The organism is uncultured Coprobacter sp. (assembly GCF_947855755.1).
In the GTDB taxonomy this organism is placed as follows: Bacteria; Bacteroidota; Bacteroidia; order Bacteroidales; family Coprobacteraceae; genus Coprobacter.
This window is the reverse complement of record NZ_CANUAR010000007.1, coordinates 19,666-46,664: the sequence shown is the minus strand read 5'-3', so window position 1 is coordinate 46,664 and position 26,999 is coordinate 19,666. Positions and strand designations below refer to the sequence as shown.

General features: G+C 37.0%; 25 protein-coding genes. 14 read left to right on the top strand and 11 right to left on the bottom strand.

Features of this window, described 5'->3' with window-relative positions; all coding sequences use genetic code 11:
- Positions 1–105 precede the first annotated feature (105 nt).
- From Q0093_RS05745 to Q0093_RS05710, 8 genes are all read right to left on the bottom strand, one after another.
- The gene (locus tag Q0093_RS05745; RefSeq protein ID WP_297928908.1) at positions 106–2,919 is read right to left on the bottom strand and encodes a putative LPS assembly protein LptD; all 2,814 of its coding nucleotides are present in this window, start codon (positions 2,917–2,919) and stop codon (positions 106–108) included.
- Between the two features lie 81 nt (positions 2,920–3,000).
- Positions 3,001–3,540 (bottom strand): HDIG domain-containing metalloprotein, encoded by a 540-nt coding sequence (locus tag Q0093_RS05740; RefSeq protein WP_297928906.1) that lies wholly within the window; start codon positions 3,538–3,540, stop codon positions 3,001–3,003.
- A gap of 291 nt (positions 3,541–3,831) precedes the next feature.
- Positions 3,832–4,758, bottom strand: coding sequence for a bifunctional methionine sulfoxide reductase B/A protein (locus tag Q0093_RS05735; protein ID WP_297928904.1), 927 nt, complete (start codon positions 4,756–4,758; stop codon positions 3,832–3,834).
- Between the two features lie 148 nt (positions 4,759–4,906).
- Entirely contained in the window at positions 4,907–6,112 is a 1,206-nt protein-coding gene (locus Q0093_RS05730; protein WP_297928902.1) for a branched-chain amino acid aminotransferase, read from the bottom strand.
- A complete protein-coding gene (locus Q0093_RS05725) occupies positions 6,051–6,893 on the bottom strand; it encodes an ion transporter (RefSeq protein WP_294179157.1) in 843 nt (280 codons plus the stop codon). Before Q0093_RS05725 ends, Q0093_RS05730 begins: the two co-directional genes overlap by 62 nt.
- 112 nt (positions 6,894–7,005) lie before the next feature.
- The gene (locus Q0093_RS05720; RefSeq protein ID WP_294179159.1) at positions 7,006–7,449 is read right to left on the bottom strand and encodes an RNA-binding S4 domain-containing protein; all 444 of its coding nucleotides are present in this window, start codon (positions 7,447–7,449) and stop codon (positions 7,006–7,008) included.
- A 7-nt stretch (positions 7,450–7,456) separates the two neighbouring features.
- Complete coding sequence (gene pth, locus Q0093_RS05715; protein ID WP_297928901.1) at positions 7,457–8,020, bottom strand: aminoacyl-tRNA hydrolase; 564 nt, start codon at positions 8,018–8,020, stop codon at positions 7,457–7,459.
- A gap of 12 nt (positions 8,021–8,032) precedes the next feature.
- Positions 8,033–8,683, bottom strand: a complete 651-nt coding sequence (locus Q0093_RS05710; RefSeq protein ID WP_294179164.1) for a 50S ribosomal protein L25/general stress protein Ctc — start codon at positions 8,681–8,683, stop codon at positions 8,033–8,035.
- Positions 8,684–8,949: 266 nt separating this feature from the next.
- Here Q0093_RS05710 and galE point away from each other — a divergent pair, with 266 nt between their 5' ends.
- Positions 8,950–9,984 (top strand): UDP-glucose 4-epimerase GalE, encoded by a 1,035-nt coding sequence (galE, locus tag Q0093_RS05705; RefSeq protein ID WP_294179165.1) that lies wholly within the window; start codon positions 8,950–8,952, stop codon positions 9,982–9,984.
- 101 nt (positions 9,985–10,085) lie between these two features.
- Here galE and Q0093_RS05700 read toward each other — a convergent pair whose 3' ends face one another.
- Positions 10,086–12,053 carry a GDSL-type esterase/lipase family protein gene (locus tag Q0093_RS05700; protein ID WP_297928899.1) on the bottom strand — a complete coding sequence of 656 codons (1,968 nt, stop codon included), beginning with the start codon at positions 12,051–12,053 and terminating at the stop codon, positions 10,086–10,088.
- Between the two features lie 525 nt (positions 12,054–12,578).
- Between Q0093_RS05700 and Q0093_RS05695 the strand changes: the two genes are divergently transcribed.
- From Q0093_RS05695 to Q0093_RS05670, 6 genes are all read left to right on the top strand, one after another.
- Positions 12,579–13,040 (top strand): hypothetical protein, encoded by a 462-nt coding sequence (locus Q0093_RS05695; protein WP_297928897.1) that lies wholly within the window; start codon positions 12,579–12,581, stop codon positions 13,038–13,040.
- A 295-nt stretch (positions 13,041–13,335) separates the two neighbouring features.
- A complete protein-coding gene (locus Q0093_RS05690; protein ID WP_294179170.1) occupies positions 13,336–13,752 on the top strand; it encodes a Fur family transcriptional regulator in 417 nt (138 codons plus the stop codon).
- A gap of 19 nt (positions 13,753–13,771) precedes the next feature.
- Positions 13,772–14,350: a rubrerythrin gene (rbr, locus tag Q0093_RS05685; protein WP_294179174.1), complete on the top strand. Its 579-nt coding sequence runs from the start codon at positions 13,772–13,774 to the stop codon at positions 14,348–14,350.
- An 11-nt stretch (positions 14,351–14,361) separates the two neighbouring features.
- The gene (locus tag Q0093_RS05680) at positions 14,362–15,855 is read left to right on the top strand and encodes a catalase (RefSeq protein ID WP_297928894.1); all 1,494 of its coding nucleotides are present in this window, start codon (positions 14,362–14,364) and stop codon (positions 15,853–15,855) included.
- 60 nt (positions 15,856–15,915) lie between these two features.
- The gene (locus tag Q0093_RS05675; protein ID WP_294179178.1) at positions 15,916–16,251 is read left to right on the top strand and encodes a DUF4491 family protein; all 336 of its coding nucleotides are present in this window, start codon (positions 15,916–15,918) and stop codon (positions 16,249–16,251) included.
- 134 nt (positions 16,252–16,385) lie between these two features.
- Positions 16,386–16,745 (top strand): hypothetical protein, encoded by a 360-nt coding sequence (locus Q0093_RS05670; RefSeq protein ID WP_297928892.1) that lies wholly within the window; start codon positions 16,386–16,388, stop codon positions 16,743–16,745.
- A 308-nt stretch (positions 16,746–17,053) separates the two neighbouring features.
- Here the strand turns inward: Q0093_RS05670 and rpiB are convergent, their stop codons facing one another.
- Positions 17,054–17,506 (bottom strand): ribose 5-phosphate isomerase B, encoded by a 453-nt coding sequence (gene rpiB, locus Q0093_RS05665; protein ID WP_122304328.1) that lies wholly within the window; start codon positions 17,504–17,506, stop codon positions 17,054–17,056.
- 86 nt (positions 17,507–17,592) lie between these two features.
- Positions 17,593–19,044, bottom strand: a complete 1,452-nt coding sequence (locus Q0093_RS05660; RefSeq protein ID WP_294179184.1) for an ATP-binding cassette domain-containing protein — start codon at positions 19,042–19,044, stop codon at positions 17,593–17,595.
- 308 nt (positions 19,045–19,352) lie between these two features.
- On the opposite strand from Q0093_RS05660, the gene Q0093_RS05655 reads away from it, so the two are divergent.
- The 7 genes from Q0093_RS05655 (at position 19,353) to Q0093_RS05625 (ending at position 26,981) form a co-directional block, all read left to right on the top strand.
- Positions 19,353–20,597: a BamA/TamA family outer membrane protein gene (locus Q0093_RS05655; protein WP_297928890.1), complete on the top strand. Its 1,245-nt coding sequence runs from the start codon at positions 19,353–19,355 to the stop codon at positions 20,595–20,597.
- On the top strand, positions 20,584–22,290 hold the full coding sequence (locus tag Q0093_RS05650; protein WP_297928888.1) for a phosphoethanolamine transferase: 1,707 nt from the start codon (positions 20,584–20,586) through the stop codon (positions 22,288–22,290). Before Q0093_RS05655 ends, Q0093_RS05650 begins: the two co-directional genes overlap by 14 nt.
- A 145-nt stretch (positions 22,291–22,435) precedes the next feature.
- Positions 22,436–23,050: a C40 family peptidase gene (locus Q0093_RS05645; RefSeq protein WP_297928886.1), complete on the top strand. Its 615-nt coding sequence runs from the start codon at positions 22,436–22,438 to the stop codon at positions 23,048–23,050.
- Positions 23,051–23,377: 327 nt separating this feature from the next.
- Positions 23,378–24,328 carry a substrate-binding domain-containing protein gene (locus Q0093_RS05640; RefSeq protein WP_297928884.1) on the top strand — a complete coding sequence of 317 codons (951 nt, stop codon included), beginning with the start codon at positions 23,378–23,380 and terminating at the stop codon, positions 24,326–24,328.
- Positions 24,329–24,374: 46 nt separating this feature from the next.
- Positions 24,375–25,241, top strand: coding sequence for a phosphate ABC transporter permease subunit PstC (gene pstC / locus Q0093_RS05635; RefSeq protein ID WP_297928883.1), 867 nt, complete (start codon positions 24,375–24,377; stop codon positions 25,239–25,241).
- Between the two features lie 13 nt (positions 25,242–25,254).
- A complete protein-coding gene (locus Q0093_RS05630; RefSeq protein WP_294179198.1) occupies positions 25,255–26,103 on the top strand; it encodes a PstA family ABC transporter permease in 849 nt (282 codons plus the stop codon).
- The gene (locus Q0093_RS05625) at positions 26,103–26,981 is read left to right on the top strand and encodes a phosphate ABC transporter ATP-binding protein (RefSeq protein ID WP_294179200.1); all 879 of its coding nucleotides are present in this window, start codon (positions 26,103–26,105) and stop codon (positions 26,979–26,981) included. The genes Q0093_RS05630 and Q0093_RS05625 overlap by 1 nt, the downstream gene beginning before the upstream one ends.
- Positions 26,982–26,999: the final 18 nt, after the last annotated feature.

The following is a 26,999-nucleotide window of genomic DNA, read 5'->3' as shown; positions in this document are numbered from 1 at the left end:
TCCGGACTGTTTAACCCTCTTTTCGGGCTGTTTTTATGTTCTTGTACAGCTCTCTTAAAAGTTTAGATAAGCTCTCAAAGTTTTATTGGAAAATAAAAATATAGATTAATACCATTTTAAGCGGTCATAAGAATTTCCGCTTTTGTCCCATTTCAAATCGCTTAATAATGAAGATTTCACGCTGATATGGAAGTTATAGGATTTGTACGGACCTACCGGAATAAAGTTTGCACTCATAGTCCAGCAGTGCATGTCACGGGTAATACCACAGTTCATATATGCTATTTTCTTTGCATCGAAGTCATAACTTGCCGAGAAATTGAATGACCAATTCTTTGTGGGTTGAATACGTCCTGAAAAACTAAGATTTTGTGTAATTTTTCCATTATATTCCATTTTCTTTTTATTGAAAGTTCCATATCCGTAATTAATCGAATAATTAACCGATAAGCTCCAAGGAACATTCCATACCATATATCCGTCTTTCATCTCTAATCCGGTATCTTCTGTCTTTTCCTGATTTTCGTTTTCTCTGTTTTCGGTATTTTCAGTATTATTATCAATTGGAGTCTCGTTTGTCGAAGCCTCTGTCTCTTTTGTATTGCTTTTCGATTTTTTCTTAAATGTGTCGTTACTGAATGTATAAGAGAAAGAAGTTCCCGTACTGGATAATCTACCTAATCCTTTCCCCGCTTTCCATCGTGGAATATTTACACGTACAGGATTGCCATATTCATTGAGCTGATAAGTATAAGTATCGAAAACGGCAGAAGCTTGCAGATTGAAATTTTTAGTTAGTTTGATTAATATCGATGTATTGATATTGCTCCAATTCATAGAATCGGCAGCCATATTATAACTGATTCCTGCGGTGAGATTTTCGATAAGACTGATTTTTCGCACTCCGGTCGTGTCTCGGTCTGAGTTGACTTTCATTTCCAAATTATTGGAAACATTGAAAGATACCGTACCCTGTTTCCCTTGAGGAGCAGTTCCGAATATACCATGAGAGAATGGAGAATATTTTACATCTACCCGTTTTCCGTTCTCAATTTTTGAATACGTTTGCCAAAATCCGTATCGAGGACTACCGAAATCAGGTGCAGCACTAAAGCTGACACTGGGTGTGAACACGTGCCGGATCATTTGTATTTTTTTCCCTCCGAAAAAAGGTAGAGGTCGGTAGAATCCGTATAACTTAGTTTGAGCACTGACGCTGAAACTATAATTAAAAACGTTATAAAAACCGTATGTAGTATCTTTTACGACAGCCGCCGATTGAGGATCCCATTGTTGCATGATGCGGTTGGTGTACATTCGGTCGGTGAAGTTGAACGACGGAGATATATTGAGATATTTAAATAAGCTGAATGTTGCCGATACGGGAATCGTATGTTGCATTCCGTTTCGCCAGTCTTTGATCAGACTTGACTTGAAAAACAAATTTTGTTTTGTTTCTATAGAGTTTCGGAATAGACCGGTATAATTTAAGCTGATTTTTTCGTACCATTTTTCTTTGCCTACCGGATTTTTTCGTTTGAACGGATATACCCGGCTCATATTGAGGGTAAAGTCCGGAAATGATACGTTCAAAGTGGAGTCTTTGCTTCGCTGTGTGATATTGGCTGTTGTCGATATGCTAAAAGGAGTATTCGGAAAATTGTAGGTCATGTTTACTGTCGAACTTTTGGTATTTTCCGTAAAAGAGGTTGCATTATAATAGCTGTTTAAGTTATTTCGGTCATATCCGCTGGTCGTAAAGTTGACGCTGGCAGAAAAACTCATGTTAGGATTTGCTTTTGCATCTTGAGAATGAGACCATATTAACCGGAAATTTGTTTGTTTTTGATAATCGGGCATCCCTTTGTCTCCAAGTATGGTTACCAGATAACCCATATTGAAATTTCCTGAAAACTTATATCTTTTCACGTAGTTAGACATGGCATTCAATCCCCATGACCCTTTTGTATAAATTTCTCCTGTGAGGGCTAAATCGATATAATCGTTGATCGCAAAGTAATAACCGCCGTCTCTCAAATAAAATCCGCGAGCCATTTCATCCCCGAATGTCGGCATGATAATTCCCGACGAATATTTTTCTGTGAAAGGAAAAAAACCGAAAGGTATCGCTAATGGAAGGGGGACTCCTGCCAGAACCAAGTAGGCAGGACCTGTAACGATATTTTTCTTTGGACGCATTTTTGCCTTGGTAAGTTGGAGATAAAAGTGCGGGCATTCGTGGTCATCGCATGTCGTATATTTCCCATCTTTCAAGTAAAAATCCCCTTCTTTATTTTTTTTTGTACTGCCACCTGTCAGATAACCTTCTCCTTGTTGAGTGATGATATTGGTGATATATCCTTTTTGACTTTTAAAATTGTATTTCATTGTAGCAGATTCGTATTCTCCGCTTTTATCTTTGAATATGGGATTTCCTATGATTTCACCGGTAGTATCGGGTCGTCCGATAGCAAACACCGTACTGCTGTCCATATTCATTCGTATTTCGTCTGCATCGAGCTCTATATCTTGATAAGTTACGACGCCTTGTCCATACATGTAAGCTTGGTTGTTACTTAAAAATACGATAGAGTCGTTTGCCGTATATTTTACTACATCTTCTAATGGCGATTTTTTTGGAGGAGGAGTTTGTATTGTATCGGTCATGACAGAATCGACAGGAATAGAGTCGGTATTTAATAATGAGTCAGGACGGGTAAAAATAGAATCGGGTAAGACAGGGAAAGTATCGGAAATAGATTTTATTTTGTTGCTGTCTGCCGGTGCGACAGTGTCGGCAGAAGCGGAAATCGCTTGCCGTATCTGGCTTTTCCTTTTAGGCTGGGCACTAAGATTGACCAGCAGTAAAGAGCAAAACAGGGTAAGGACTATTATATGAATCTTATTTCTCGATGACATTCACAAACCAATAGGTTATTGAGGTGCAAAAATACACAATTTACCCTAACATATCAGGCATTGAAGCCTATTTAATATATTTTAGAGGAGGAAAAGGTGATACCATCTTTCAAAACGGGCGACAGAAGCCTCTCCGTATTTACTCATACTCTTTCGGATTTGTTCTATACTTTTTTCTTTTAAAGGGTTTGATTTAGAATAGAATTTATCAGCAAAACAGATCATTTGTTCTTCTATGCTTATCGGAAGCATATCTCGGTGAGGAATCGGAAGGTTTTGATTAATAATGTCTTCTAATGAAAGTCCTGCTCCTGTGTGGCGTTCGCTGACTAAAGCATGACGAGGAAAACCTTCTTTTTTCAGAAGTTCGCTGCCTAATGTACCGTGACAGATATATGGCCGTGTGCCGTGGCATTCTATATCAGGAGCATCGGTAAGAAAGATTCCGATATCATGTAACATGGCTGCTTCAGAGATAAATTCTGTGTCTGCGTTCAATTCGGGGTGAGTATTTGCTATTTCGAGAGCCTTTTGTGTAACCTGACGACTATGATCTACTAAAATATCATATAGTGCGGTTCCTTGTGTATAATATTTATCGATGATTGTAAAAGGATTCATTTCTATTGTATTTTGTGCAATAATACAAAAAAAATTTTAGAGCCAATCTAAATTTTCCAATAAGAAAATATTATCAGGTCATCTTTGCGATTTCTTCCGGTCTATTTCTCCGTTTTCACTTGTCAGATAACCTGCTATTTTTTCGTAAAATCAGAAAAATATTTTCGAAAGCGACTTTCAAACCTAACCCGAGCAAAATTTAAACGGGCTTAGAATAAAAGCTCTGTTCAATATAGATAAAAGAACAGAGCTTTAGAAACATTAAAATATTTGCATGTCAATTATTTGGCGTCAAAAAATTTTGTGGTATTTATGGCAATAGGGAGTTGTTCCTTTGTTCTCGTAATAATCTTGATGATAATTTTCTGCCGGCCAGAATGTCGAAACCGGTAAAAGTCGTGTAGCTACTTTATATCCCATGACGGTAAGTTTATGTATATATTCTTCAGCAATTTCTTTTTGTTTTTGATCGGCATAGAAAATTACCGAGAGATATTGTGTTCCTATATCAGGGCCTTGACCATCGGTTTGGGTAAAATCATGAGTTTCGAAAAAGAACTTTACCAGAGATTCATAACTGACTATTTCCGGGTCATATTCTATTTCGATAGTTTCAAAATGTCCTGTTTCTTGAGAACAGACTTCTTTATATGTCGGATGTTTTGTAGATCCTCCCATAAAACCGACGGTAGTTTCTTTTACGCCCTTCAGTTTTTGGAAATAGTATTCTGTTCCCCAAAAACATCCGGATGCAAAGTAAGCTTTGGATACTTCGTCTGGTTTATCGGGCTTAAATTTTAAAGAAATCGAGTTCACACAATGTCTGGTTTCTTTTGGGGTCAAATGTTCGTTTAAAAATACATGCCCAAGATGTCCTTTGCAATTGGCGCAAATGATTTCGGTCCGTTTTCCGTCGTTATCCGGTTTTCGGATAACAGCGTTAGGAATTTCGTCATCAAAAGCCGGCCAGCCGCATCCTGAATCGAATTTATCAGAAGAACGGTACAACGGAGCGTCACATTGTTTACATAGGTATGTCCCTTTTTTGTAGAAGTTGTTATATTCGCCGCTAAAAGGGGCTTCAGTCCCTTTTTTCAACATAACATATTCTTCTTCCGGAGTGAGCTTGTTAAGATTCATATTATTTTGTTTTTTATGCTGTGCCCATATAGCGATAGCCAATATAATAGCGATTCCAGCCAGCAGAAATGTTTTCATAATGTCATTTTTAGGAAATAGTTCCTTATTTATAACTCTTTAAGATGTGTTTTTGTTCGATATTTCATTTTGTATATAAAAATAAAAACCCGGAACGAACAGCATTAAGGACATTCCGGGTTTTTGTATTATTTAATTAATCTGAATATTATTCGACGATAGTTACCCAACCATATTTGTCCGGTTCATCTCCGTATTGTATAGCCCGTAGTTTATTGTATAATTGAGTGCATATTGGACCCGGTTTTCCGTCTTTAGAAATAATATATGACCGATTTTTCTCAGGATCGTCGATACGTTGTATCGGACTGATAACGGCTGCTGTACCACATGCTCCGGCTTCTTCGAAAGTATCCAACTCTTCTTCTGGAATTTGACGGCGTTCGACGGTCAAACCCATTTCTTCTGCCAATGTCATTAAGCTTTTATTGGTAATAGACGGTAAGATAGAAGTAGATAACGGAGTTATGTATGTATTGTTTTTAATTCCGAAGAAATTGGCAGCACCACACTCGTCGATATATTTTTTTTCTTTTGCATCTAAATAAAATTCACAAGAATATCCCATGTCGTGTGCCATTTTATTGGCTCGTAAACTGGCTGCATAATTTCCTCCGACTTTATAAACTCCTGTACCTAATGGTGCTGAGCGATCATATTGACGGATAATGACGTAGGGATTAGTTGAAAATCCACCTTTAAAATATGGCCCTACCGGTGTGACAAATACAATGAACATATATTCGCTTGCCGGATGTACACCTACTTGTGCACCTGTTCCGATTAATAATGGTCTGATGTAAAGAGACGCTCCGCTTTCATAAGGCGGAACGAACCGTTCATTCAGTTTTATGACTTTAAGGATAGCGTCACGGAATTTTTCCGTAGATAATTCAGGCATTAAAATTCCTCTGCAAGTACTTTGCAGTCGTGCCGCATTTTCATCAAGGCGAAATACTCGTATTTTTCCGTCTTTTCCGCGAAAAGCTTTTAATCCTTCAAAAGCTTCTTGTCCATAATGCAGGCAAGTGGCTGCCATGTGCATATTGATATATTCGCTGCTACTTATTTCAAGTTCGCCCCAACTTCCGTTCCGGTAATTGTACCGTACATTGTAATCGGTCGGCATGTAACCGAATGATAAATTAGCCCAATCGATAGTTTCCATTTTTATAGTTGTTTTTCGATATTTACATGTAAGATTTACAAAGTTACAATTTTTATAAATATTGTAACTGTTTTTTGTCCGAAATATTGAACATAATTCCGGTTTAAAAGAAAAAAAAGAAAATTTATGACAGGTTGTTATTGTTATGAGGCAAGAATGTCCCGCAATTTTTACAATAAGAAGCATCTGCCTCATGCTTATTCTCTCCGCAATTAGGACAAGTAATGTTCTTTTTTCGTAAAGGTTTGATCAGTTCTGAAGAAATAATACCGGTAGGAACAGCCAGTATCGAGTATCCGAGTAACATGACGATTACTGAAATTGTCTGACCTAAAAAGGTGATAGGTGTTATATCTCCGTATCCTACAGTCGTAATAGTGACGACAGCCCAATATATGCTTTTGGGTATATTGGAGAAAGAGGGATTTACACTTCCTTCAACCAAATACATCAAAGCTCCTAATATCGTTACGAGAATCATGATGAAGTAGGTAAATATCATGATCTTTTTTACACTTCTTCGTAAAGAATCGACCAGATGATTGCCTTCTTTTAGAAAATGGGTTAGTTTTAATATTCTGAAAACCCGTAGAAGACGCAGGGCGCGGATAACGATAAGATAATGGGTACTGCTATATAAAATGCCGATAAAAAAAGGCAAAATAGATAAAAGGTCGATGATACCATAGACCGAAAAAATATATTTCTTTCGATTCGGGCTGCAATAGATACGGGTCGCATATTCGATCGTGAACAGTATGGTTATAATCCACTCGCAAATACGGAATGGGAGTGCATAACGGTCGTTGAATGCAACTACACTTTCTATTGCTGCCAATATAACACTGAGAAGGATTACATTCAGTAAAATAATGTCGAATTTTTTTCCTTCTTCCGTATCGGTTTTGAATATGATGGTGTATAGTTTCTTTTTTAATTCTTTACGCTTTTGCAGATCTATGATCATGTCATTCCGGTTAAAAGTTACTTATCTCCTATGTGAAGCTTATAAAGACAGTCTTGATGCGGATTGAACAAATTTCTGCAGTATAACAGATCAAGTGTCGTATAAGTTTTGTTTAATCGTTTTCTTCGTAATCGTCAAAATCAAAATCGAAGTCGAATCCATCATCAAAAAAATCTCCTTCGGTAAATTTTTTCAGTTCCCGTCCTTCTCGTTTTGTCGGTCTTCCCAATCCTTTACTCCGATTTATGAATCCGCTGATACGATTCATTTCCAGTATTTCATATTGTTCTTGCGGTGTAACGTTTTCAAGATACTCCGGGACAAGTTTTGCGCCCATCCTCTTTTCGGTCAGAGCCAATACTTTAAAGGAATAAGTGACAGGAGGTTTTCGTACTTGGATAATTTCACCTGCTTTTATTGTACGGGAAGGTTTTACCGGGATATTTCCGATAGAGACTCGTCCTTTTTTGCAAGCTTCGGTTGCAATTGTACGTGTTTTAAAAATGCGTGTAGCCCACATCCATTTGTCTATTCGAACTTCATTTTCTTTTTCCATGACAATTTTACTTATTGTTGAATTGTGTCATGGTCAGTTGTATGCCTGCCAGACAGAAACTTTTTATGATCTCTCCTGCACGTTCGAGATGGGCGGGTAATTCTTTTTCTTGTTCTTCGGGAAAGCTTCCTAATACGTAGTTGACTTGCTGTCCTTTAAAAAAATCGTTCCCGATTCCGAATCGAAGTCGGGCGTAGTTATCACTCCCTAATATTTGTTGAATATGTTTCAGCCCGTTATGACCGGCATCGCTGCCTCGGGGCTTTAAGCGCAGACTGCCGAATGGTAGTGCTAAATCATCCACTATTACGAGCAAATTTTCTACCGGAATATTTTCTTTTTGCAGCCAATAACGTACGGCATTCCCACTTAAATTCATATACGTGGACGGCTTTAACAAGATTAATGTGCGGCCTTTGATTTTTAATTCGCAGACTTCGCCATATCTTTTGTCTGTAAAAACAAGATTGGACGCTTTAGCTAAAGCGTCCAATACTCTGAATCCTATGTTGTGCCGGGTATTTTCGTATTCTGGTCCGATATTACCCAGTCCCACAATCAAATATTTCATTTATGCAATATTTTATTTACCGCTTTTTGCTTGTAAACCACGAGCCGCTCTTGTTAATTTAACAGCACAAACAACTGCATTTTTAGCATTCATCAGTTCAAGACCTTCGAAATGAAGTTCTCCTACCTGTATAGTTTTACCTAAACCTAAATTATCGATGTTGATAACCAATTTTTCAGGAATCTGAGAATAGATAGCTTTTACTTTCAGTTTCCTCATTTCGAGGCTTAATTTACCACCGGCTTTAACACCTTCTGAATGTCCTTCAAGAGCAACAGGAACTTCCATAACAATGGGTTTTTGTTCGTTAACTTCAAGAAAATCCATGTGAAGGATTGTGTCGTTTACCGGATGAAATTGAATATCTTTTATAACGGCTTTGGTTTTTTTGTCACCGATAGTCAAATCGATAGCAAAAATTTCAGGAGTATAAACTAATTTACGTACAGAATCTGCCGATACGGTGAAATCCGTTACGATCAAAGCTTGATTATTGGCAATTTCTACTACTTTTTCACCGGCTTTAAGAGCATTATCATAAGGCAGGGTTACAAGTTGTCCGCCATTTAAAACAGCAGGAATAAGATTTTGTTTACGTAAAGCTTTTACAGCTTTCTTTCCCAAATCGGTTCTGGGAGTTCCTTCTAATTGAAATGTTTTCATTGTTTTAATTTTTTTGTGTTACTCAAAATTAAGATAATCAGCTTCTTAATTTCCCATCGCACGGAATACTCAAAAAGCGCGACAAAGGTAAAATTTATTTTTGTGTTATCCAAAAAGTTTGCGTTGAAATAATGCATCTTGTTTAATGTTTATCTATTTTTTTTGTTCCAAAAAATAAAGTTTGGTCGTAAGGTTTAGAGATTTTGATAAAACCTTTTGGCAAAAATCCGTTATATTTGCAACTCATCTTAAACTTAACTTAAAACATGAAAGGGAAAATTTTAGTTACAGGTGGTGCCGGGTATATCGGTTCGCATACTACGGTAGAATTGCAGAATGCCGGTTATGAAGTGGTTATCGTAGATAATCTTTCTAATTCAAGTGAAAGCGTAATCGACGGTATTGAGAAAATTTCGGGTGTGCGTCCTGTTTTCATGAAATTGGATTGCAACGATAAGACCGGTATGGAAAAGCTTTTCGAGGAGCAGAAGAATATAAAAGGCATTATTCATTTTGCAGCCAGTAAGGCTGTCGGCGAATCGGTGCAGAAACCGTTGTTGTATTATCGTAATAATATCGATTCTTTGCTTACGCTCATGGAGCTGATGCCCCGATATGGAGTTGATGCATTGGTTTTTTCCTCTTCATGTACAGTGTACGGTCAGCCGGATGTGCTTCCGGTCGATGAAAATGCTCCTATAAAACCGGCAATGTCTCCTTATGGAAATACGAAACAAATAAATGAAGAAATAATCCGTGATACGATCTATTCGGGTGTCCCTTATAAAGCTATTATATTGCGTTATTTTAATCCGATAGGAGCTCATCCTACTGCAGAGATCGGCGAATTACCGAATGGTGTACCTCAGAATCTTATTCCTTTTGTTACCCAGACAGCTATGGGAATTCGAGAACAATTGAGTGTGTTCGGTGATGACTACAATACACCTGACGGTTCTTGTATTCGTGATTATATAAATGTTGTCGATTTGGCGAAAGCTCATGTCGTAGCCGTGGATCGTATGCTTACCGGAAAGTCTCTTGAAAATGTAGAAACATTCAATTTGGGTACAGGTCGGGGACTTTCTGTATTAGAGTTGATAAAGACTTTTGAGAAAGTGACAGGACAAAAATTGAATTATAAAATTGTCGGTCGTCGGGAAGGAGATATTGAGCAAGTGTGGGCTAATCCTGAAAAGGCGAATACCGTGTTGGGATGGAAAGCGGAAGAGTCTATCGAGGATACATTAGCTTCTGCATGGAAATGGCAATTGCGTTTGCGTGAAAAAGGAATTATGTAAAAATAAGGTTTTGATAGAAACCGAGAATTATATATATAAAAATGTGACGGATCTTTAAAGAAAGACTTCCGTCACATTTCGCTTTTGTTTAACCGATCTTATTATTCTTTTATCAGTCGGATTGTTTTTCGGTCTGTGTTGCTGGTAAGTGAGCAAATATATATACCATTATTCAACCCTTCCAGATTAATTTGTTGTTGATGCTGTCCGGCCGGTAGAGAATCTTTTCTGTAACTATTGAGTTTTTTCCCGTCGACAGAAAAAATATCGATAAAAACATCTGAACATTCGGTTGTAACATAATTGAGTGTGGTTGTACCTGAAGTTTTCGAGGGATAGCAAAATATGTTATTCTCGATGAGAGAAGTCGTTATTCCATCGGTACTTTCTTCCTCTGTAACCACTCCGCTTATCGTGACTCCGTATAGGCAGATAGATTTGCTGTCTCCTCCATTGTTCAACCAAGGGTAGATTCTGATATATAAAGATTCTTCACTTTTTACTTCAATAATGTTTTTGTGAGAGATCGGGTACATAGTATTGCTTGTATTATTTTGTCTGTCTGCAATCATCACGGCATCATCGCCGAAAAGTTCGTTTTTACAATAATATACTTTGAATCGTATACCATTGCTTCCAGATCCACCTGCATATAATCCGATAGAATCGACATTAAAAATACTTCCTTTGGTAGCTTTAACTCCGAATTGAATGTAGCGGTCATGTACGATGTCTATTTCTCCAGCAGGCCATGTTCTTCCTTCGATAATATTGCGTTGAGTTTTTGTTTCTCCATCAATGCGGTTATCTTCCCATATTGTCGTGCTTCCCGGCTTTGCATACCTATCGGTAAACATATTTTTAAATGTTTCGGGTAAGACGGTAATAGGACCTTCAGATATACTGTTTTCGTTTTTTGATAATTCCCAAAATGCTTTTGCTTTGATACCTCCTTCGAAAGAGACACATTCACCTTTTAAGGTGATGAATTTAGAGTTTTTCCCGTTACTTACTGTAATATTTCCTGTTGAAATACCTATATTTTCAGGTGCATATTTTACAAAAAATGGAGTAATGCTGAGGTTTCCATTTTCATAGGGTATGGTTATCTGCTGAGTATAGTTGCCGTCTTGCTCTTTTGATATACTGAATTCTGAGGGAACGGTTATTGTTACATTTCCGCTTACCGGATCTAAATCGATTCCACTTACCGAAAAGGAATGGATATTGACAGTGTTGGCATAACATTTCCCGAAATTATATTCAGAACTACTTAATATTAATTCGGGATCTGCATTCAGATATTCTGTTAGAATATTTTGTTTTATTAATTCTTGTACTGCTAAACGAGCATATAAAGTAGCTCCGTATTCTCCCAAATGTGTACCGTCTCCTACATTGTAAATGAGCTCTGTCGATTTGGTTTTTCCGTATTCTTCACAAACTTTTTTGGTAAGAGCTGTATGATCGACCAAAAGGCAATTCGTGTTTTCTGCAACTTTTTTCATGGCTGCGACATAGTCGAGTTCTTTTCCGTCCGAGCCCATACCGAGATTGTGGGCTCCTCGTGCTGTGATTGTTTTTCCGTCACTTTCAAAATAGTTACGTACGATAGGGGTGAATAATATAGGTGTAGCATTTAATTCTCTTACCTCCGTTACATATTTAGTCAGATATTCCGTGTAACTTTTCCAGGGATTAGTTCCTATTTCACCTTCTTCTCCGCCATCTTTTTCATCGTTATGTCCGAATTGAATAATAACATAATCTCCTTCTTTGATCTGAGGTTTCACAGTTGCCCAAAAACGATAATTATTGTTGTCGTCTTTGGCTTCATAAAAAGATTTGGAACTAGTTCCGCTTTTAGATCTGTTATTTACTGTCGCACCGTTTGTTACAAACTGCTGTAACATTTGTGCCCACCCTCTTTGTCCGTTCGGATTACTTTCCGTGTCCTCAGGTTTGCTCTCCATCGTAGAATCTCCGATGGTATGAATTGTAATTTCTTTAGGGAATGCAGACATGCAACAAAATAATAAACTTAATAGTAGATAAATTGAGTTTTTCATAAATGTTAGAATTATAATTATATGCAAAAATAAGTTTCGACTCTTTATTGAAATGTGGAATATTTGACGCTTTTGGTAGATATTGCCGATAGTTATAATAATATACGGCTTGGTCTGTAATCTATTTGAATTTAAATTTTACCTGGATGTTTTTTTGAGACCTGTTTTCAAAAGTGTTTTTACTGTTCCTTTATACGATGTGCAGAAATGGGGAAACAAGACCGAAAAAAGCCTCAAAAGATCGTATATATTTATCGGGAAATTTAAACGGGCTTTAGATGAACACTGAATTTATTTTGTAAATAATTGTTATTCTCTAATCTTTTTATTAAATTTGAAAACCAAGAGTTTGTTTAAATTTTGTTCAGATATTTTTGAAAGATGTTTTTCTATTCCTATTTAAGGAGGGGAGTACGAGCTGCATGATATATTAAAGCGGGAGAATAGTCCGAGAAGAAATTCAAAAAGTCAGAGTATATATAATGATGAAAAAATAAACAGACTCTAAAAGGAAAGGAGGGTATTATGTCCATATTGCTGAGAAATCTGTTTTGGGTGTGTTTTTTTCTTTTTGTTCCGCTATCTTTATTCCCTTTCCCGGAATCGGAATTGGTAGAATATAGGTCTGGCATAATCGAAGATGAAGATGTTATTGTCCTTCCTCAATTTCCGGGAGGAGAGGATGCTATGAAAAAATATTTGGTTATCGATGTATTGATGCCTGAAGGAAATACACCCGAATGGTTAGTCGATCGTATTCTTTATTCGATAGTGGTGACTGCTTCCGGAGAAATTTCCGATGTAAAATTGAAAACTCCGATATTTAAGTTGAAAGGACATATTTCTAAAGAAATTTTGGATAAAGCATATTGGTTGGTTAAAAACATGCCAAAATGGACTCCCGGTACACACAATGGGCTTCCGGAAGATATGGATTATATAGTTTGTGTAAAAATAAATCCGGTTTATCAAGAAGATAAAAAATAAGGGTGTGAGTTTCATTTGCTGAGAGTCTGTTTGAATTTTGCTCGAGTCAGATTTAAGAGTTTCTTTCTAGGATGTTTGTCTGATTTCATGAGGACGATAGCAAGTTGTCTGACGAGTGAAAACGCAAAGATGACCTGATTGTGTTTTTTTATTGGAAAATTTAGATAGGCTCTAAGTTGTATATAAAGGATAAATTTCGTATCGGTTATTTTTTCTGAAAATAATTTTAGAATTATTCTAATATTAGAAATATTCTAATTATATTTGTACCGCAGTTTAAAAATAAGTGTTGTTGATGAGGGTAAATGAAATCATAGAATTGTTTCAATCAAAAGGGGTAAAGGCGACACCTCAGCGTATATCTGTGTATGAAGCTTTGTTATCTCTTAAGCATCCTTCTGCAGAAGCAGTGCTTGAGAGGGTAAGAAGTATCTTACCGACTGTAACTGTCGCTACGGTTTATAATACGTTAGATTGTTTTGCAAAAGCTGGAGTGATAGAAAGAGTATTGACTGTTGACAATAAAATGTACTTCGATACGAATCTAAGCCGGCATTATCATTTATATAGTGAAGAAACTCATGAGATACGGGATTTTTATGATAATGAGTTGTCCGAATTGATTCGAACGTTTATCCAAAATAGAAAAATTCCCGGATTTGAGTTGAAGGATGTGAAAGTACAATTAATAGGAAATATAGAGAATTACTAATTAAATTAAAAACAAGATTATGGAAAAGAGTATTAAGGGAACAAAAACAGAACAAAATTTGTTAAAGTCATTTGCAGGAGAATCTCAGGCAAGAAGCCGATATACGTTCTTTGCAAGTGTGGCAAAAAAAGAAGGTTATGAACAAATTGCCGGAGTATTTATGGAAACGGCAGAACAGGAAAAAGAGCATGCAAAAAAATTCTTCAAATATCTTGAAGGAGGTATGGTCGAGATTACTGCATCTTATCCGGCCGGCGTTATTTCTACTACGGTTGAAAATCTGAAGGCTGCAGCCGACGGAGAAAATGAAGAATGGGCAGACTTGTATCCTGAATTCGCTCGGGTTGCCGAAGAAGAAGGTTTTCCTGCTATTGCGGTAACATTTAAGATGGTTGCTAAAGTAGAAGCCGAACATGAAGCTCGTTATCGTAAACTGTTGGCGAGAGTGGAAGCCGGAAAATTCTTTGAAGAAGATGAAGAAATAGAATGGCAATGCCGCAATTGCGGGTATGTACATAAAGGCAAGAAAGCTCCGGAAAAATGTCCGGCATGTACTCATCCGCAAGCCTATTTCGAGCGGAAAAAAAATAATTATTAATTATGTAAAGTATGAAAGAAAAGGAAAAGATTCAATTAACTACTCAAGCAGGTGTTCCTGTTGCGGATAATCAGAATATTCTGACTGCTGGAGAAAGAGGTCCTGCTTTGTTGCAAAATGTCTGGTATATGGAGAAGTTAGGGCATTTTAACCGAGAACGTATTCCAGAACGGGTAGTACATGCAAAAGGTTCAGGTGCGTACGGAAATTTGACCGTTACCGAAGATATAACCCGATATACGAAAGCTGCTCTATTTTCTGAGGTAGGTAAAAAAACAGATCTTTTCCTTCGCTTTTCTACTGTGGCCGGAGAACGAGGCGCAGCAGATACCGAACGGGATGTGCGCGGATTTGCTGTTAAGTTTTATACGGAGGAAGGGAATTGGGATTTGGTAGGAAACAATACTCCTGTATTTTTTATCAGAGACCCGTTAAAGTTCCCTGATTTTATCCATACACAGAAGAGAGATCCGAAAACTAATCTGCGTAGCAATACTGCCATGTGGGATTTTTGGAGTCTTTCTCCTGAAACTTTGCATCAGGTGATGATTTTGATGAGCGATCGGGGTATTCCTCAAGATTATCGTCACATGCATGGTTTCGGAAGCCATACTTATAGTTTTATTAATGCTGAAGGAGAGCGTTTTTGGGTGAAATTCCATTTTAAAAGTTTACAGGGCATTGCTAATTTCACCGATTCGGAAGCTGCCTCTATTGTTGCAAAGGATCGTGAACACTCGCAGCGAGACCTATTTGAAAATATTGCAAAAGGGAATTTCCCAAAATGGCGTTTTTGCATTCAGATAATGACAGAAGATGAGGCTCGTAACCGAAAAGAAAATCCGTTTGATTTGACGAAAGTGTGGAGTCAAAAAGAGTATCCTTTGATTGATGTCGGAATTCTTGAGTTGAACCGGAATCCGGAAAACTATTTTGCAGAAGTTGAGCAAGCAGCATTCAATCCGGCAAGCGTCGTTCCGGGAATTTCGTTTTCTCCGGATAAAATGTTGCAAGGACGTTTGTTCGCTTATGCTGATGCAGCACGTTATCGTTTAGGAGTGAATTCGGATACGATACCGGTAAATAAACCTATATGTCCTGTTCATAATTATCATCGTGACGGTTATATGCGTGTTGATGGAAATAATGGTGCTCGGGTTAATTATGAACCGAATAGTTTCGGAGGACCGACGGATGACAGAAAATTCAATGAACCTCCTTTGACTTTAGATGGAGATGCATGGAATTATGATAACCGGACGGATAAGGATTATTATTCTCAGCCCGGAGCATTATACAGGCTTGTGCCTGATGATGAAAAGTTACGGATTCATTCTAATGTAGCGGCGGCTATGCAAGGAGTTCCAGAAGAGATACAGATACGGGCTGTAGCTCGTTTTTATCAAGCTGATGAAAATTGTGGCAAAGGTATAGCCGAACAGCTCGCCATTTGTCTTGATTCGGTTTTGGATGAAGTTAAACGGCAAAAAGAGTTAGGTTATTGATGATATAATTAAGAGTGTTTGCGATTAAATCCGGACACTCTTTTTTTAATATTTTTTGAAATGGAGTTTTTAGAAGAGTATCATTTATTGGGATTGGTTATCGGGGTTTCTACTTTTTTAATTATAGGTTTGTTTCATCCTATAGTAGTGAAAGTTGAATATTATTGGGGAACTCGTTATTGGTGGGTATTTTTACTGTTAGGAATTTTGGGTGTGGCAGGTTCTTTGATAACGGATAATGTGTTGTTCGCTGCTTTGCTCGGAGTTTTTTCTTTTTCATCATTTTGGACTATAAAAGAGATATTTGAACAGGAAGAACGGGTACGGAAAGGATGGTTTCCTAAAAATCCGAATAGAGTGTATTCTTGGGATAATGAACCGAATAAAACGGAGTAATTGCCTTTTTATTATATTCGAATATCCCTAAACCGATTATTTTTTTTATAATTAACATCAGAAATTTTTTCAAGATGGCAAAAAAGATGTATCTTTAGGCGTTAATTAAGAAATCTGTTCAGGGAGAGGAAAATATGAAAGCTATAAAACTACTCGTTTTTACGTTGTTGGTATCTTGGGCTGTAGTTCAGGTATCTGCTCGTCAGGAGTCTGTTTATGGGCAAGATTTTTTCCGGACGACAAATTATATGCCTATGTCTGCTGAAGTCAATATGGTGCAAAATGATTTACCCGAAGATTCTGTTCAAATATATGCCAGTAATGGTTCTATTTATGTTCGCTCTTCCAAAAAAGTCAAAGTCAAAGTTTATACTATTGTAGGTAGTCTGGTAATGGAGACGTATGCTGGTCCTGGATTGTCTGAACTTCAGCCTAAATCAAGAGGACTTTATTTGGTAAGTGCCGGAGGTGTTACTCAAAGAGTGACAGTCTGATTTTAACTTCTGTTTTTTTAGTATTTATTGCTTGCTTCTTAATAAGTAAAAATAGAGTTTTTGCAAATTTTAGAGGCTGTCTAAATTTTATTCGAGTTAGATTTGAGAGTTTCTTTCGAGAATGTTTTTCTGATTTTATAAGGATGATAGCGGACTATTTGACAAGTGAAACCGGGGAAAAAAACATAAACGTGACCTAATAATATTTTTGTCGGAAAATTGAAACAGGTTCTTAAGTTTCAGAAGGTTTTAAAAATTCAGAAGTCTCTCTTTTGTCAAATCGACAAGAGAGAGACTTTACTATTTACTTATTTTACAGGAATCTTATCTATACGTCTTTGATGTCTTCCTCCTTCAAATTCTGTATTTAAGAATGTTTCAGCGATTTTTTCGGCTTCTTCGTTTTTTATAAATCTACCCGGCATTACGCAAATATTTGCATCATTATGAAGACGGGCAAGCTTTCCTATTTCTTCATTCCAGCAAAGGGCAGCTCTGATTTTTTGGTGTTTATTTAATGTCATGTTAATGCCGTTTCCACTCCCACAGAATGCAAATCCCGGGTAACACTCTCCTGATTCTACTGCATTAGCAAGAGGATGAGCAAAATCTGGATAATCGACACTTTCACAAGAAAATGTACCGAAATCTTTAATTTCGATTCCTTTTTCGATTAAAAACTGTTTGATAAATTGTTTCATTTCAAAACCTGCATGATCACTTGCAAGACCTACCGGAATATTTTTTTTGAGGATGCTCATAGCGAATAATAAGTATATATTTCTGTTACAAATGTAAACAAAAAAATGAGCTTTATGTTGGCCTAAAATGAAAATATTTATAGAGGTTACAAGCTCTTTTCCCGATTTTTTATTAGTTTAAATCGGTATTGGATACAGGAAGGTATTTCGTGACTATAATGCGTTACATACACTAAGGTTTTTCCCGGTCGTTCACAAAAATTTTCTATAATTTTTCTGACACGGCATTTGTTACTGATGTCCAGACCGTGTAAAGGCTCATCTAAAATTAATAGATCCGGGTCTTTTACGAAAGCTCGGGCTAACAATATCAATCGCTGTTCTCCCGAAGATAGAGTAAGAAAAGGTCTGTTATATAAAGCGTCGATTCCAAAAGTGTGCATCCAGGCCAGTGCAATATTTTCTTGTTCTGGGGAACATTTTCGATATAGTCCGATAGAATCGAAAAATCCAGAACCTACGATTTGTATAGCAGGAACATTTTCTGTGTAGTATAAATGCATTTCTGGCGATACATATCCGATCCTGTTTTTTATTTCCCAGATGCTTTCTCCAGAGCCACGTTTCCGATCGAACAAAAAAAGTGTATTTGCATAAGATTGAGGATTATCTGCATAAATAAGACTCAAGAGTGTAGATTTTCCTGCCCCGTTTTCTCCCAGTAGTACCCATTTTTCGCCGTTTTTTACTTCCCAGTCTAATCCCTTAAGTATTGGGTGTGATCCGTAAGAGATATTGATTTTCTCCATTCGAAATGTTACATTGTGTTCTGACTTTTTACGAGTAGGATCAGGAAGTCGTATTTGGTTGTGAACTTCAGGAAAGAGGTAATTTCTCAAATCTTTATTTTGTAAAAAATCATTGCGGGACATAGGATCATAGCAAATACGATTTCGGACAGGAAGAATATGAGTGATCATTTCTGGAATGTCGTCCGGATTGGATAGAAGCAGAATGACTTGAAGTTCTTTCATTTCGGACATTTGTGCTAACATTTCTGTTAACAAAATTCTGGAAGCCGCATCTAATCCGATGAAAGGATTGTCAAGAATCAGTATTTGTGGATGAGTAAGCAATGTTCTTATGATTAGAAATTTACGTAATTCTCCACTTGATAGATAGATAACTTTCTTATCTAACATTTCTTCTATTCGGAATTGAGTAAATAATTCCCGGATAGATATTTCATCAAAATTGTTCGATAATAGTTCTCTTATCGTCTGTATTCCTTCACTCTCGGAGGAATGCCACCGTTGTTGATAGAAGGTTGTACGGCTGTCTGTAATAGAATGAATGTCTTTGAAAGTAATAGTTTTTATTACGTCAGATGTTTTGCCGGGATAATTATTGATAATTTCTCCCTCTTTCAGAGCATATTTCCCTTGTAAAAGTCCGGCTATTATACTTTTTCCTGCACCGTTAGGACCTATAATCGCCCATTGTTCGTTTGGTTTTATACACCAGTTTAGTGCTTTTTTTAATCGTATTTCCGGTAAACGGGGAATAGGATTGTTAAAAACGATGCTTGTTTCTTTCATTTAAAATTCTGGTTATATTGTAATACAAAGGTATGAAAAAACGGTATGTTTTTACAAATGAGAATTGAAGATAATTATTTAAACAGGCTCTTAAAATCTACGATATTGCTAAGTTTCTGTACTTTATATAAAAAAGCATAATGTAAGATTATAATTTTAAGAAAACTATCGTGTGTTAAAACGTTTTGTTATAAATTTGTCCCGTTTATGACTTATGAATCGAATATATTTAGGTTTACTGTCAAACACATTGAGACTTTGCTTGTTATTAAGAATAGGTATTTATCGAATGTATGAAAGAGGTTCGGATGTTTATATGTATTATTCTGATATGGTCAGAAGGAGTTATAGTTTCGGCATCTGCTTGTTCGGCTTCCGAATCGTTTTTCTTGTCAGCTACCGATTCTGTGGAACAGACATCAGTTGTCATTGCAGAACCTTTTAATGCAGATACTGTTATCAGCTCGTCTTTGTCTTTGAGTTCAGATACGGCTGGGGTTAAAAAGAAACCTTCTTTTTTTCGTCGTTTTTTGAATTATTTTAATGATGCCAATAAACCGAAACCCCGTAAAAAGTTTGATTTCAGTATAATTGGAGGTCCTCATTATTCGAGCGATACTAAACTCGGACTCGGATTGGTTGCTGCCGGGCTTTATCAGGGTAAAGACTCTTTGATGCAGCCTTCGATGGTGTCTTTGTATGGGGATGTATCTACGACAGGATTTTATCTTTTAGGAGTAAAAGGAACTCATTTTTTTCCAAAAGATAAGTACCGTTTGTTATATAATTTGTATTTCTTCTCTTTCCCCGGATATTTTTGGGGGACGGGATATGAAGCCGGAAGTAATGATGATAATAAAGGAAGTTATAAGCGTATTCAGAATCAGGTCAAAATAGATTTCCTTTTTCGCTTGGCCAATAACCTTTATGCAGGACCTTTGGCAAGTTTCGACTATGTTGCAGGGTCGAATTTTAAAAAGCCCGAAACATTGAATGGGGCTGCTAAATCGACGCTATCGGTTGGAGTAGGTGGTTCGGTTTCCTATGATACGAGAGATTTTCAGACTAATTCGTATAAAGGAGTTTATTTGAAATTAGAGCAGAGCTTATCTCCCTGTTTTCTTGGGAATAAAAATGTTTTCTATACGACCGATTTATTAGCAGATATTTATCAGAAAGTATGGAAAGGAGGGATTTTGGCGATTGATATTCATGCTAAATTCACATTCGGAGATACCCCTTGGACCATGATGCCTAAACTGGGAGGTTCATTCCGTATGAGAGGATATTATGAAGGTCAGTACCGAGACAGAAATATCGGAGAAATTCAAGTAGAGCTCAGGCAACATATTTGGAAACGGAATGGAGTCGTCTTTTGGGTCGGAGCGGGAAACGTATTCCATAACTTCGACTCTTTCAGATGGTCTCATACATTACCGAATTATGGTCTTGGATATCGTTGGGAATTTAAAAAACGGGTTAATGTCCGTTTAGATTATGGTTTTGGAAAAGGACAGACGGGTTTTTTGTTTAATATAAATGAAGCATTTTAAGAAAAAAATATCGGATTGGTTAAGTAAACAGCAAAATTTATATATACTGTTTACGATCATATTGATGATACCGACTTGCCTTCTTTTATATACAGAAGAAATGAGTATAGCAATGCGAGTAGCATACTTTTTTCTGCCTTTGTCGGTCTATATGGGATTGCTTGCTATGCGGCAGAAGCCGGGAATCGTGTTGCTATGGCTTTCATTACTTTTGCTGCTCGGAGCTTTCCAGGAAGTGTTGCTTTATTTATTCGGAAACTCTATCATTGCTTCCGATATGTTTTTAAATTTGTTTACAACCAGTACTGGCGAAGCTTCCGAATTATTGGGTAATCTTATACCAGCGTTGATATTGGTCTTTTTTGTATTTTTCGGTGCGATTTATTTAGCATTTCATTCTGTTCGTATAGAAGACCGTTTGAATGCAAACGTCCGGAAAAAATCTATTATTATAGCAGCTTGCAGTTTGCTGATCGGTTCTATAGGGGGAGTGACGGCAAAAGTTCAAGAACCGGACGAGAACGTATTATTGAATATATATCCGGTTAATGTGTTTTATAATATGAAATTTGCCAGAGAAAGTTGGCATAAAAGTAAAAATTATAGAAAAACTTCAGAGGCATTTTCATTTCAGGCTAAATCTTTGCATCCCTCGAGCGATAAAGAAATTTATGTTTTGGTAATCGGGGAGACTTCTCGTTCGGATAATTGGAGTTTATATGGATATGAAAGAGAAACCAATCCTCGGTTGTCGAAAGAAAAATCGTTAGTTTGTTTTACCGATGTAGTTACGCAATGTAATGCAACACATAAAAGTGTACCATTGATCTTGTCGGCAGCATCGGCCGATAATTTTGAAATAATATACAGTCAGAAAAGTATTATTACGGCTTTTAAGGAAGCCGGTTTTAAAACGGCATTTTTGTCAAATCAAGTACCGAATAATACATTTACCGATTTTTTTTCACGAGAAGCTGATGTCGTAGAACTTTTGAGAGGTGATCCTTTAGCTATCAGCGATAATCCTTTGGATCATGATTTGCTGCCTTTGTTAGATAATTTTATAGCGAAAAGTGGCAGTAAACAATTTATCGTATTGCATACTTATGGGTCACATTTTAATTATCGCGATCGTTATTCTGGCAAGTTCAGAGTATTTGTTCCTGATAATAGTGCAAATCTTGAATATCGTCATCGTGATTTGTTAATTAATTCCTATGATAATTCGATTTTGAGTACCGATGACTTTTTGGCATCTGTTATCGATAAGCTGAGAAATACCGGAGCTGTGACATGTATGTTTTATCTTCCCGATCATGGTGAAGATATTATGGATGATGACCGGCATCGCTTTCTTCATGCTTCTCCGTGTCCGACATATTATCAATTGCATATTCCTTTATTGATCTGGTTTTCGGATGAGTATAACGATCGTTATCCCGAAGCAATGAGAAATGCTGCTTTGCATCGTTCAGCTCCTATATCTACAAGAGCCGCATTTCATACGATGCTCGATTTAGGAGGTATTACTACTGTTTATCTCGATTCGGTATTTTCAGTTGTGAGTAACGGTTTCTCTCCTCGTAGGAGAAGTTATTTGAATGATCATAATCTTCCGGAATCACTTGATAATTGTGGACTTAAAAAAGAAGATGAAGCAATGTTTAAAAAACGGGGGATGGTTTTTCCGTAGTTTTGTTAAATAAAAAGCAGTTTAACAATAAGGGCATTTTCTGTTTTGTTTCTTTAAAAAAGAGTGATTAGGCTTAGAAATAGTTGTCCTTTTAAAATTTTTATCTTAAATTTGAATCATTGAAAAACAAAAGAAACTGTAAAGAATGAATTATTTTTGTCGGAAGATCAACACGCTGGCCATTTTATTCATTACGGTGCTTTCTCTTTCTGTAATACCTGTTTATGCCCAGTCGCAGAAAGAAGTATCTGATATATCAAAAGGTAAGCTGACGCAAACTTGGCTTTCAAAGGATATGCAGGAGTTATTGCCTTCGCTTTCTGTAGATTCGGGACAGTCTGTTGTGGATCATTTACTTGAGTATGCTTTTCAATTTAAGGGACGTCCTTATTGCAGAGGAAGTAAAGGTCCGTCGAGTTTTGATTGTTCGGGTTTTACGCATTATGTGTTTAAAAAAATCGCGTTAAAATTGAATGCGTCTTCGGCAGCCCAGTATTTGCAAGGGACATCTGTTGATAAGGAGGATATCCGGCGGGGAGATCTTGTGTTTTTTAAGGGGCGCAATAGCACTTCTTCACGAGTAGGACATGTGGGCTTGGTATCAGAAGTTCTACCCGGAGGGAAATTTAAATTTATACACGCTTCTTGTTCGAAAGGAATCTGTGAAGAATCGAGTGATGCCCTTTATTATGCCAAACGTTATGTAGGAGCGAAGAGAGTGATTGAAAGTGACCATTCTTCGGTTTTATTAAAAGAATAGACTAACGACTATATATATGAAGATAGAAGCAGGACAGACCTTGTTTGAAAGGTTTGTCCTGTTTGTTTTAAAAATAGTTTTTTCTTATTTCATGTTATTATCTAAAAAACTATAAACAATTATTTCGTTTTCAATTTAATTATATACATTTGTGATCGATATATTAATATTTATATCCTTGATTTTGTGTTGAATTGATACAATTTTTTATAATTGTTCATCCAGCGAAGCATATAAATTTTCTTGATTCTAAATAGTATCGGATGCCCATAAAGAACGATTGTATCGTTTTCGGAAAATAGAATGATAATTAAATAACATATATGTATGAAAAGAACCTTTGTAGGATTATTGTTAGCTGTATATATAGGAGGTTTGGTGCAACCGGTAAAAGCTCAGACAAAAGATAATTTGAAAGGTGAAATATCCTTATCCGGAGCTTTTGCTTTATATCCTATGGTGGTTAAATGGGCAGAAGAATTTAAAAAAATACACCCGAATGTGCGTATTGATATTTCTGGAGGTGGTGCTGGAAAAGGAATGACGGATGCTTTAGCTAAAGTCGTCGATCTCGGAATGGTTTCCAGAGATGTTCATGATGTCGAATTAAAAAAAGGGGCGGTAGCTTTTGCTGTTGTTAAAGATGCGGTAGTACCTACCGTCAATGCGGCTAATCCTTTAATTCGGGATATTAAAGCTAAAGGACTTAAACGTGATGCGGCCTTGAATTTGTGGAGTGGAAAATATAAGACATGGGGAAATGTGTTGGGTACTGTTTCCAAAGTACCTGTGCATGTTTATACTCGTTCTGATGCTTGCGGAGCAGCGGAGACTTGGGCTGCTTGGTTTGGAAAAAGACAAGAAGACCTTGAGGGGACGGCAGTGTTTGGAGATCCGGGCGTGGCTTCGGCCGTACAAAAAGATAAGGTTGGAATAGGATTCAATAATATAGCTTATGCTTACGACCAGAAAACGAGGCGACCTTATGCCGGACTTGCCATTATTCCGTTGGATGTCAATGGGAACGGGAAAATAGATCCGGAAGAAAATTTTTATGATAACAGTTTGTCGCTGATTAAAGCTATAGTTAGCGGAAAATATCCTTCTCCTCCTGCACGAAATCTGTTTTTGGTTTCTAACGGAGTACCAAAAAAGCCTGAGGTTGTTGAATTTATAAAATATATATTGTCTGAAGGTCAGAAGTATGCTAATGCTACTGGATATATAGGCTTGTCTAAAACGACGATTAATCAGGAGCTCGCTAAACTGAAAAAATAGAATGATGGCTATTTCTTTATTGAGAAAAAGATTATTTAAAGATAAAATGACAAAATCGTTTATGTTTATATTGACGATTTTGTCATTGCTTGTATTAGTCTTTATGGGAGTGGGGCTTTATATGAAGTCTCGGATGATATTGAATGAACATTCTTTATGGGATTTATTAACCAATGCCGATTGGAAACCTTTAAGCGGAGAATTCGGTTTTCTTCCATTCATTATAGGTACTTTAGCCGTGACGGCACTTTCTATACTCATTGCATTGCCTATTTCTTTACTATCGGCAATTTATCTTTCCGAATATGCTCATTCTTGGACAAAACGGGTCGTTTTTCCTGTATTGGATATTTTAGCGGGGATTCCCTCTGTGGTATTTGGTGTGTGGGGCACATTGATTATCGTACCTTGGATTGCAGATAAGTTAGGACCTCATTTTGTAGAATATACCAGCGGTTATACCGTATTGGCCAGCGGGATAGTGCTTGGGGTGATGATATTGCCCATTTTGGTAAGTCTTTTCATCGAGATATTTACTATTGTCCCTCAGGATTATAGGGATGCGGCAGCATCTTTAGGTGCGACAAAGTGGCAAATATCGACTAAAGTAATTCTCCGAAAGTCGATGCCGGGAATAATTGCAGCTGTCGTATTGGCTATTTCAAAGGCATTTGGTGAGACGATCGCAGTATTGATGGTTTGTGGGAATTATGCAGAGATTCCGCATTCCCTTTTTGATCCGTGTTACCCTCTTCCGGCTCTTATCGCTAATAATTATGGAGAGATGTTGTCGTTGCCTTTGTATGAGTCGGCATTGATGTTCGCTGCATTTATTTTGTTTTTTATCATTTTGGTATTCAATTTAGCGTCACGAATGATGTTGCAGCATGTCGAGAAAAAATTTAAGTTGTAAGGGGAGGACTAAAATGAAAATGAAATTTGTTGTAGAGAAGATATTTTATGTTTTGATGGTGCTCTCTTTATTATTGGTTTTTGCATTTTTAGGGAGTATTCTGATAACGATTATTAAGAACGGATGGCCGGCTATGTCTTGGGATATGGTGACGAAATTGCCGGGTGGAGGTTTTTATATAGGGAAAGAAGGAGGAGTCTTGAATGCTATTGCGGGTTCTGTGTATATTGTCGGGGCTTCTACTGTATTAGGCTTGTGCATCAGTATTCCGATAGTATTTTTTGTCAATATTTATTTGAAGAAAGATTCGAAGTTGGCAAATTTGACACGTTTATCCTTTGATGTATTATATGGAATTCCGTCCATTGTGTATGGTGCATTTGCATTTACGATTATGATTTTTTTCGGATTACGAACTTCTTTATTAGGAGGTATTATTGTAATAACGTTGTTGATTATCCCTATATTTGTCCGGTCGATGGATGAAGTTGCCAGACAGTTGCCTAAAGAATTGCTTGATGCTACATATTCGCTTGGTGCGACTCGGTTAGAAGCTATTAAAGTCGCCATACGACAAATTGCTCCGGGAATTGCGACAGCGACATTGCTTTCTGTCGGTCGAGCTATCGGTGATGCTGCCGGAGTCATGTTTACTGCAGGTTTTACCGATAGCATACCTACTTCGTTGAATCAACCGGCAGCAACTCTTCCGCTTTCTATATTTTTTCAATTGAGCAGCCCTACTCCGGAAGTGCGGGAACGGGCTTATGCTGCAGCTCTTTTGTTAACTATTATCGTATTGATATTAAGTATTATAGGTCGGATGATTACTTATAGATTCTCAAAAAATAAAATAAAATAATGGAGAAAGACAGTTCTAAGTTTACAAATGCTTTTAATCGTTTTGAAGAGTGGCGCAATAATGTTAGTAAAACCGTTTCTGGAAAAATCGATGAAGAGTTGGATTTAGGATCGGATACGAAAAAAGATGCTACGATCGATATAGAAAAATTGAATATTTATATCCAGAATAATCATATTCTGAAAGATATAAGTTTACAGCTACATGATAAAAAGATTACTTGTATTATAGGTCCTTCGGGTTGTGGAAAAACGACATTGTTGAAAAGTATTAACAGAATGATAGATACGACCGAACATGTGCGCGTGGAAGGACGTGTTCTGGTAGATGGAGAGGATATTTATGATAAAAAAGCTGAGATTACGCATATTCGTAAAAAGATAGGTTTACTTTCTCAGCGTCCTACGCCGTTGCCTATGTCTATTTATGATAATATTACGTTCGGTTGTCGGATACATGGCATAAGAAATAAGAAAACTTTGGATAAGACCGTAGAAAAATACCTTCGTGCTACCGGCTTGTGGGATGAAGTAAAAGATCGTTTACATACTCCTGCTTCTGCTCTTTCTATCGGACAGCAACAGCGTTTGTGTCTGGCAAGAGGTTTGGCTGTCGAACCACAATTTATTTTAGCAGATGAATCGACGTCCGCCCTTGATCCTATTTCCAGTAAAAATATAGAAGATCTGTTTATGAAATTACGTGAGCGTTATGGAATTATTATGGTAACGCATACATTGCGTCAAGCTTTGCGTATTGCTGATTATGTAATATTTATGTATATGGGAGAAATGATAGAACAAGGAACTGCAGATGAATTGTTCAATCATCCAAAACATGATTTGACCAAACAATATTTAAGTGGAGTGTTCAGTTAAAAACCGATATAGCCTTAT

Excerpts from the sequence above, each read along its gene's own strand:
- Q0093_RS05745 (WP_297928908.1), bottom strand. The coding sequence starts at position 2,919 with ATGTCATCGAGAAATAAGATTCATATAATAGTCCTTACCCTGTTTTGC.
- Q0093_RS05740 (WP_297928906.1), bottom strand. The coding sequence starts at position 3,540 with ATGAATCCTTTTACAATCATCGATAAATATTATACACAAGGAACCGCA.
- Q0093_RS05735 (WP_297928904.1), bottom strand. The coding sequence starts at position 4,758 with ATGAAAACATTTCTGCTGGCTGGAATCGCTATTATATTGGCTATCGCT.
- Q0093_RS05730 (WP_297928902.1), bottom strand. The coding sequence starts at position 6,112 with ATGCTTCTTATTGTAAAAATTGCGGGACATTCTTGCCTCATAACAATA.
- Q0093_RS05725 (WP_294179157.1), bottom strand. The coding sequence starts at position 6,893 with ATGATCATAGATCTGCAAAAGCGTAAAGAATTAAAAAAGAAACTATAC.
- Q0093_RS05720 (WP_294179159.1), bottom strand. The coding sequence starts at position 7,449 with ATGGAAAAAGAAAATGAAGTTCGAATAGACAAATGGATGTGGGCTACA.
- pth (WP_297928901.1), bottom strand. The coding sequence starts at position 8,020 with ATGAAATATTTGATTGTGGGACTGGGTAATATCGGACCAGAATACGAA.
- Q0093_RS05710 (WP_294179164.1), bottom strand. The coding sequence starts at position 8,683 with ATGAAAACATTTCAATTAGAAGGAACTCCCAGAACCGATTTGGGAAAG.
- galE (WP_294179165.1), top strand. The coding sequence starts at position 8,950 with ATGAAAGGGAAAATTTTAGTTACAGGTGGTGCCGGGTATATCGGTTCG.
- Q0093_RS05700 (WP_297928899.1), bottom strand. The coding sequence starts at position 12,053 with ATGAAAAACTCAATTTATCTACTATTAAGTTTATTATTTTGTTGCATG.
- Q0093_RS05695 (WP_297928897.1), top strand. The coding sequence starts at position 12,579 with ATGTCCATATTGCTGAGAAATCTGTTTTGGGTGTGTTTTTTTCTTTTT.
- Q0093_RS05690 (WP_294179170.1), top strand. The coding sequence starts at position 13,336 with ATGAGGGTAAATGAAATCATAGAATTGTTTCAATCAAAAGGGGTAAAG.
- rbr (WP_294179174.1), top strand. The coding sequence starts at position 13,772 with ATGGAAAAGAGTATTAAGGGAACAAAAACAGAACAAAATTTGTTAAAG.
- Q0093_RS05680 (WP_297928894.1), top strand. The coding sequence starts at position 14,362 with ATGAAAGAAAAGGAAAAGATTCAATTAACTACTCAAGCAGGTGTTCCT.
- Q0093_RS05675 (WP_294179178.1), top strand. The coding sequence starts at position 15,916 with ATGGAGTTTTTAGAAGAGTATCATTTATTGGGATTGGTTATCGGGGTT.
- Q0093_RS05670 (WP_297928892.1), top strand. The coding sequence starts at position 16,386 with ATGAAAGCTATAAAACTACTCGTTTTTACGTTGTTGGTATCTTGGGCT.
- rpiB (WP_122304328.1), bottom strand. The coding sequence starts at position 17,506 with ATGAGCATCCTCAAAAAAAATATTCCGGTAGGTCTTGCAAGTGATCAT.
- Q0093_RS05660 (WP_294179184.1), bottom strand. The coding sequence starts at position 19,044 with ATGAAAGAAACAAGCATCGTTTTTAACAATCCTATTCCCCGTTTACCG.
- Q0093_RS05655 (WP_297928890.1), top strand. The coding sequence starts at position 19,353 with ATGTTTATATGTATTATTCTGATATGGTCAGAAGGAGTTATAGTTTCG.
- Q0093_RS05650 (WP_297928888.1), top strand. The coding sequence starts at position 20,584 with ATGAAGCATTTTAAGAAAAAAATATCGGATTGGTTAAGTAAACAGCAA.
- Q0093_RS05645 (WP_297928886.1), top strand. The coding sequence starts at position 22,436 with ATGAATTATTTTTGTCGGAAGATCAACACGCTGGCCATTTTATTCATT.
- Q0093_RS05640 (WP_297928884.1), top strand. The coding sequence starts at position 23,378 with ATGAAAAGAACCTTTGTAGGATTATTGTTAGCTGTATATATAGGAGGT.
- pstC (WP_297928883.1), top strand. The coding sequence starts at position 24,375 with ATGACAAAATCGTTTATGTTTATATTGACGATTTTGTCATTGCTTGTA.
- Q0093_RS05630 (WP_294179198.1), top strand. The coding sequence starts at position 25,255 with ATGAAAATGAAATTTGTTGTAGAGAAGATATTTTATGTTTTGATGGTG.
- Q0093_RS05625 (WP_294179200.1), top strand. The coding sequence starts at position 26,103 with ATGGAGAAAGACAGTTCTAAGTTTACAAATGCTTTTAATCGTTTTGAA.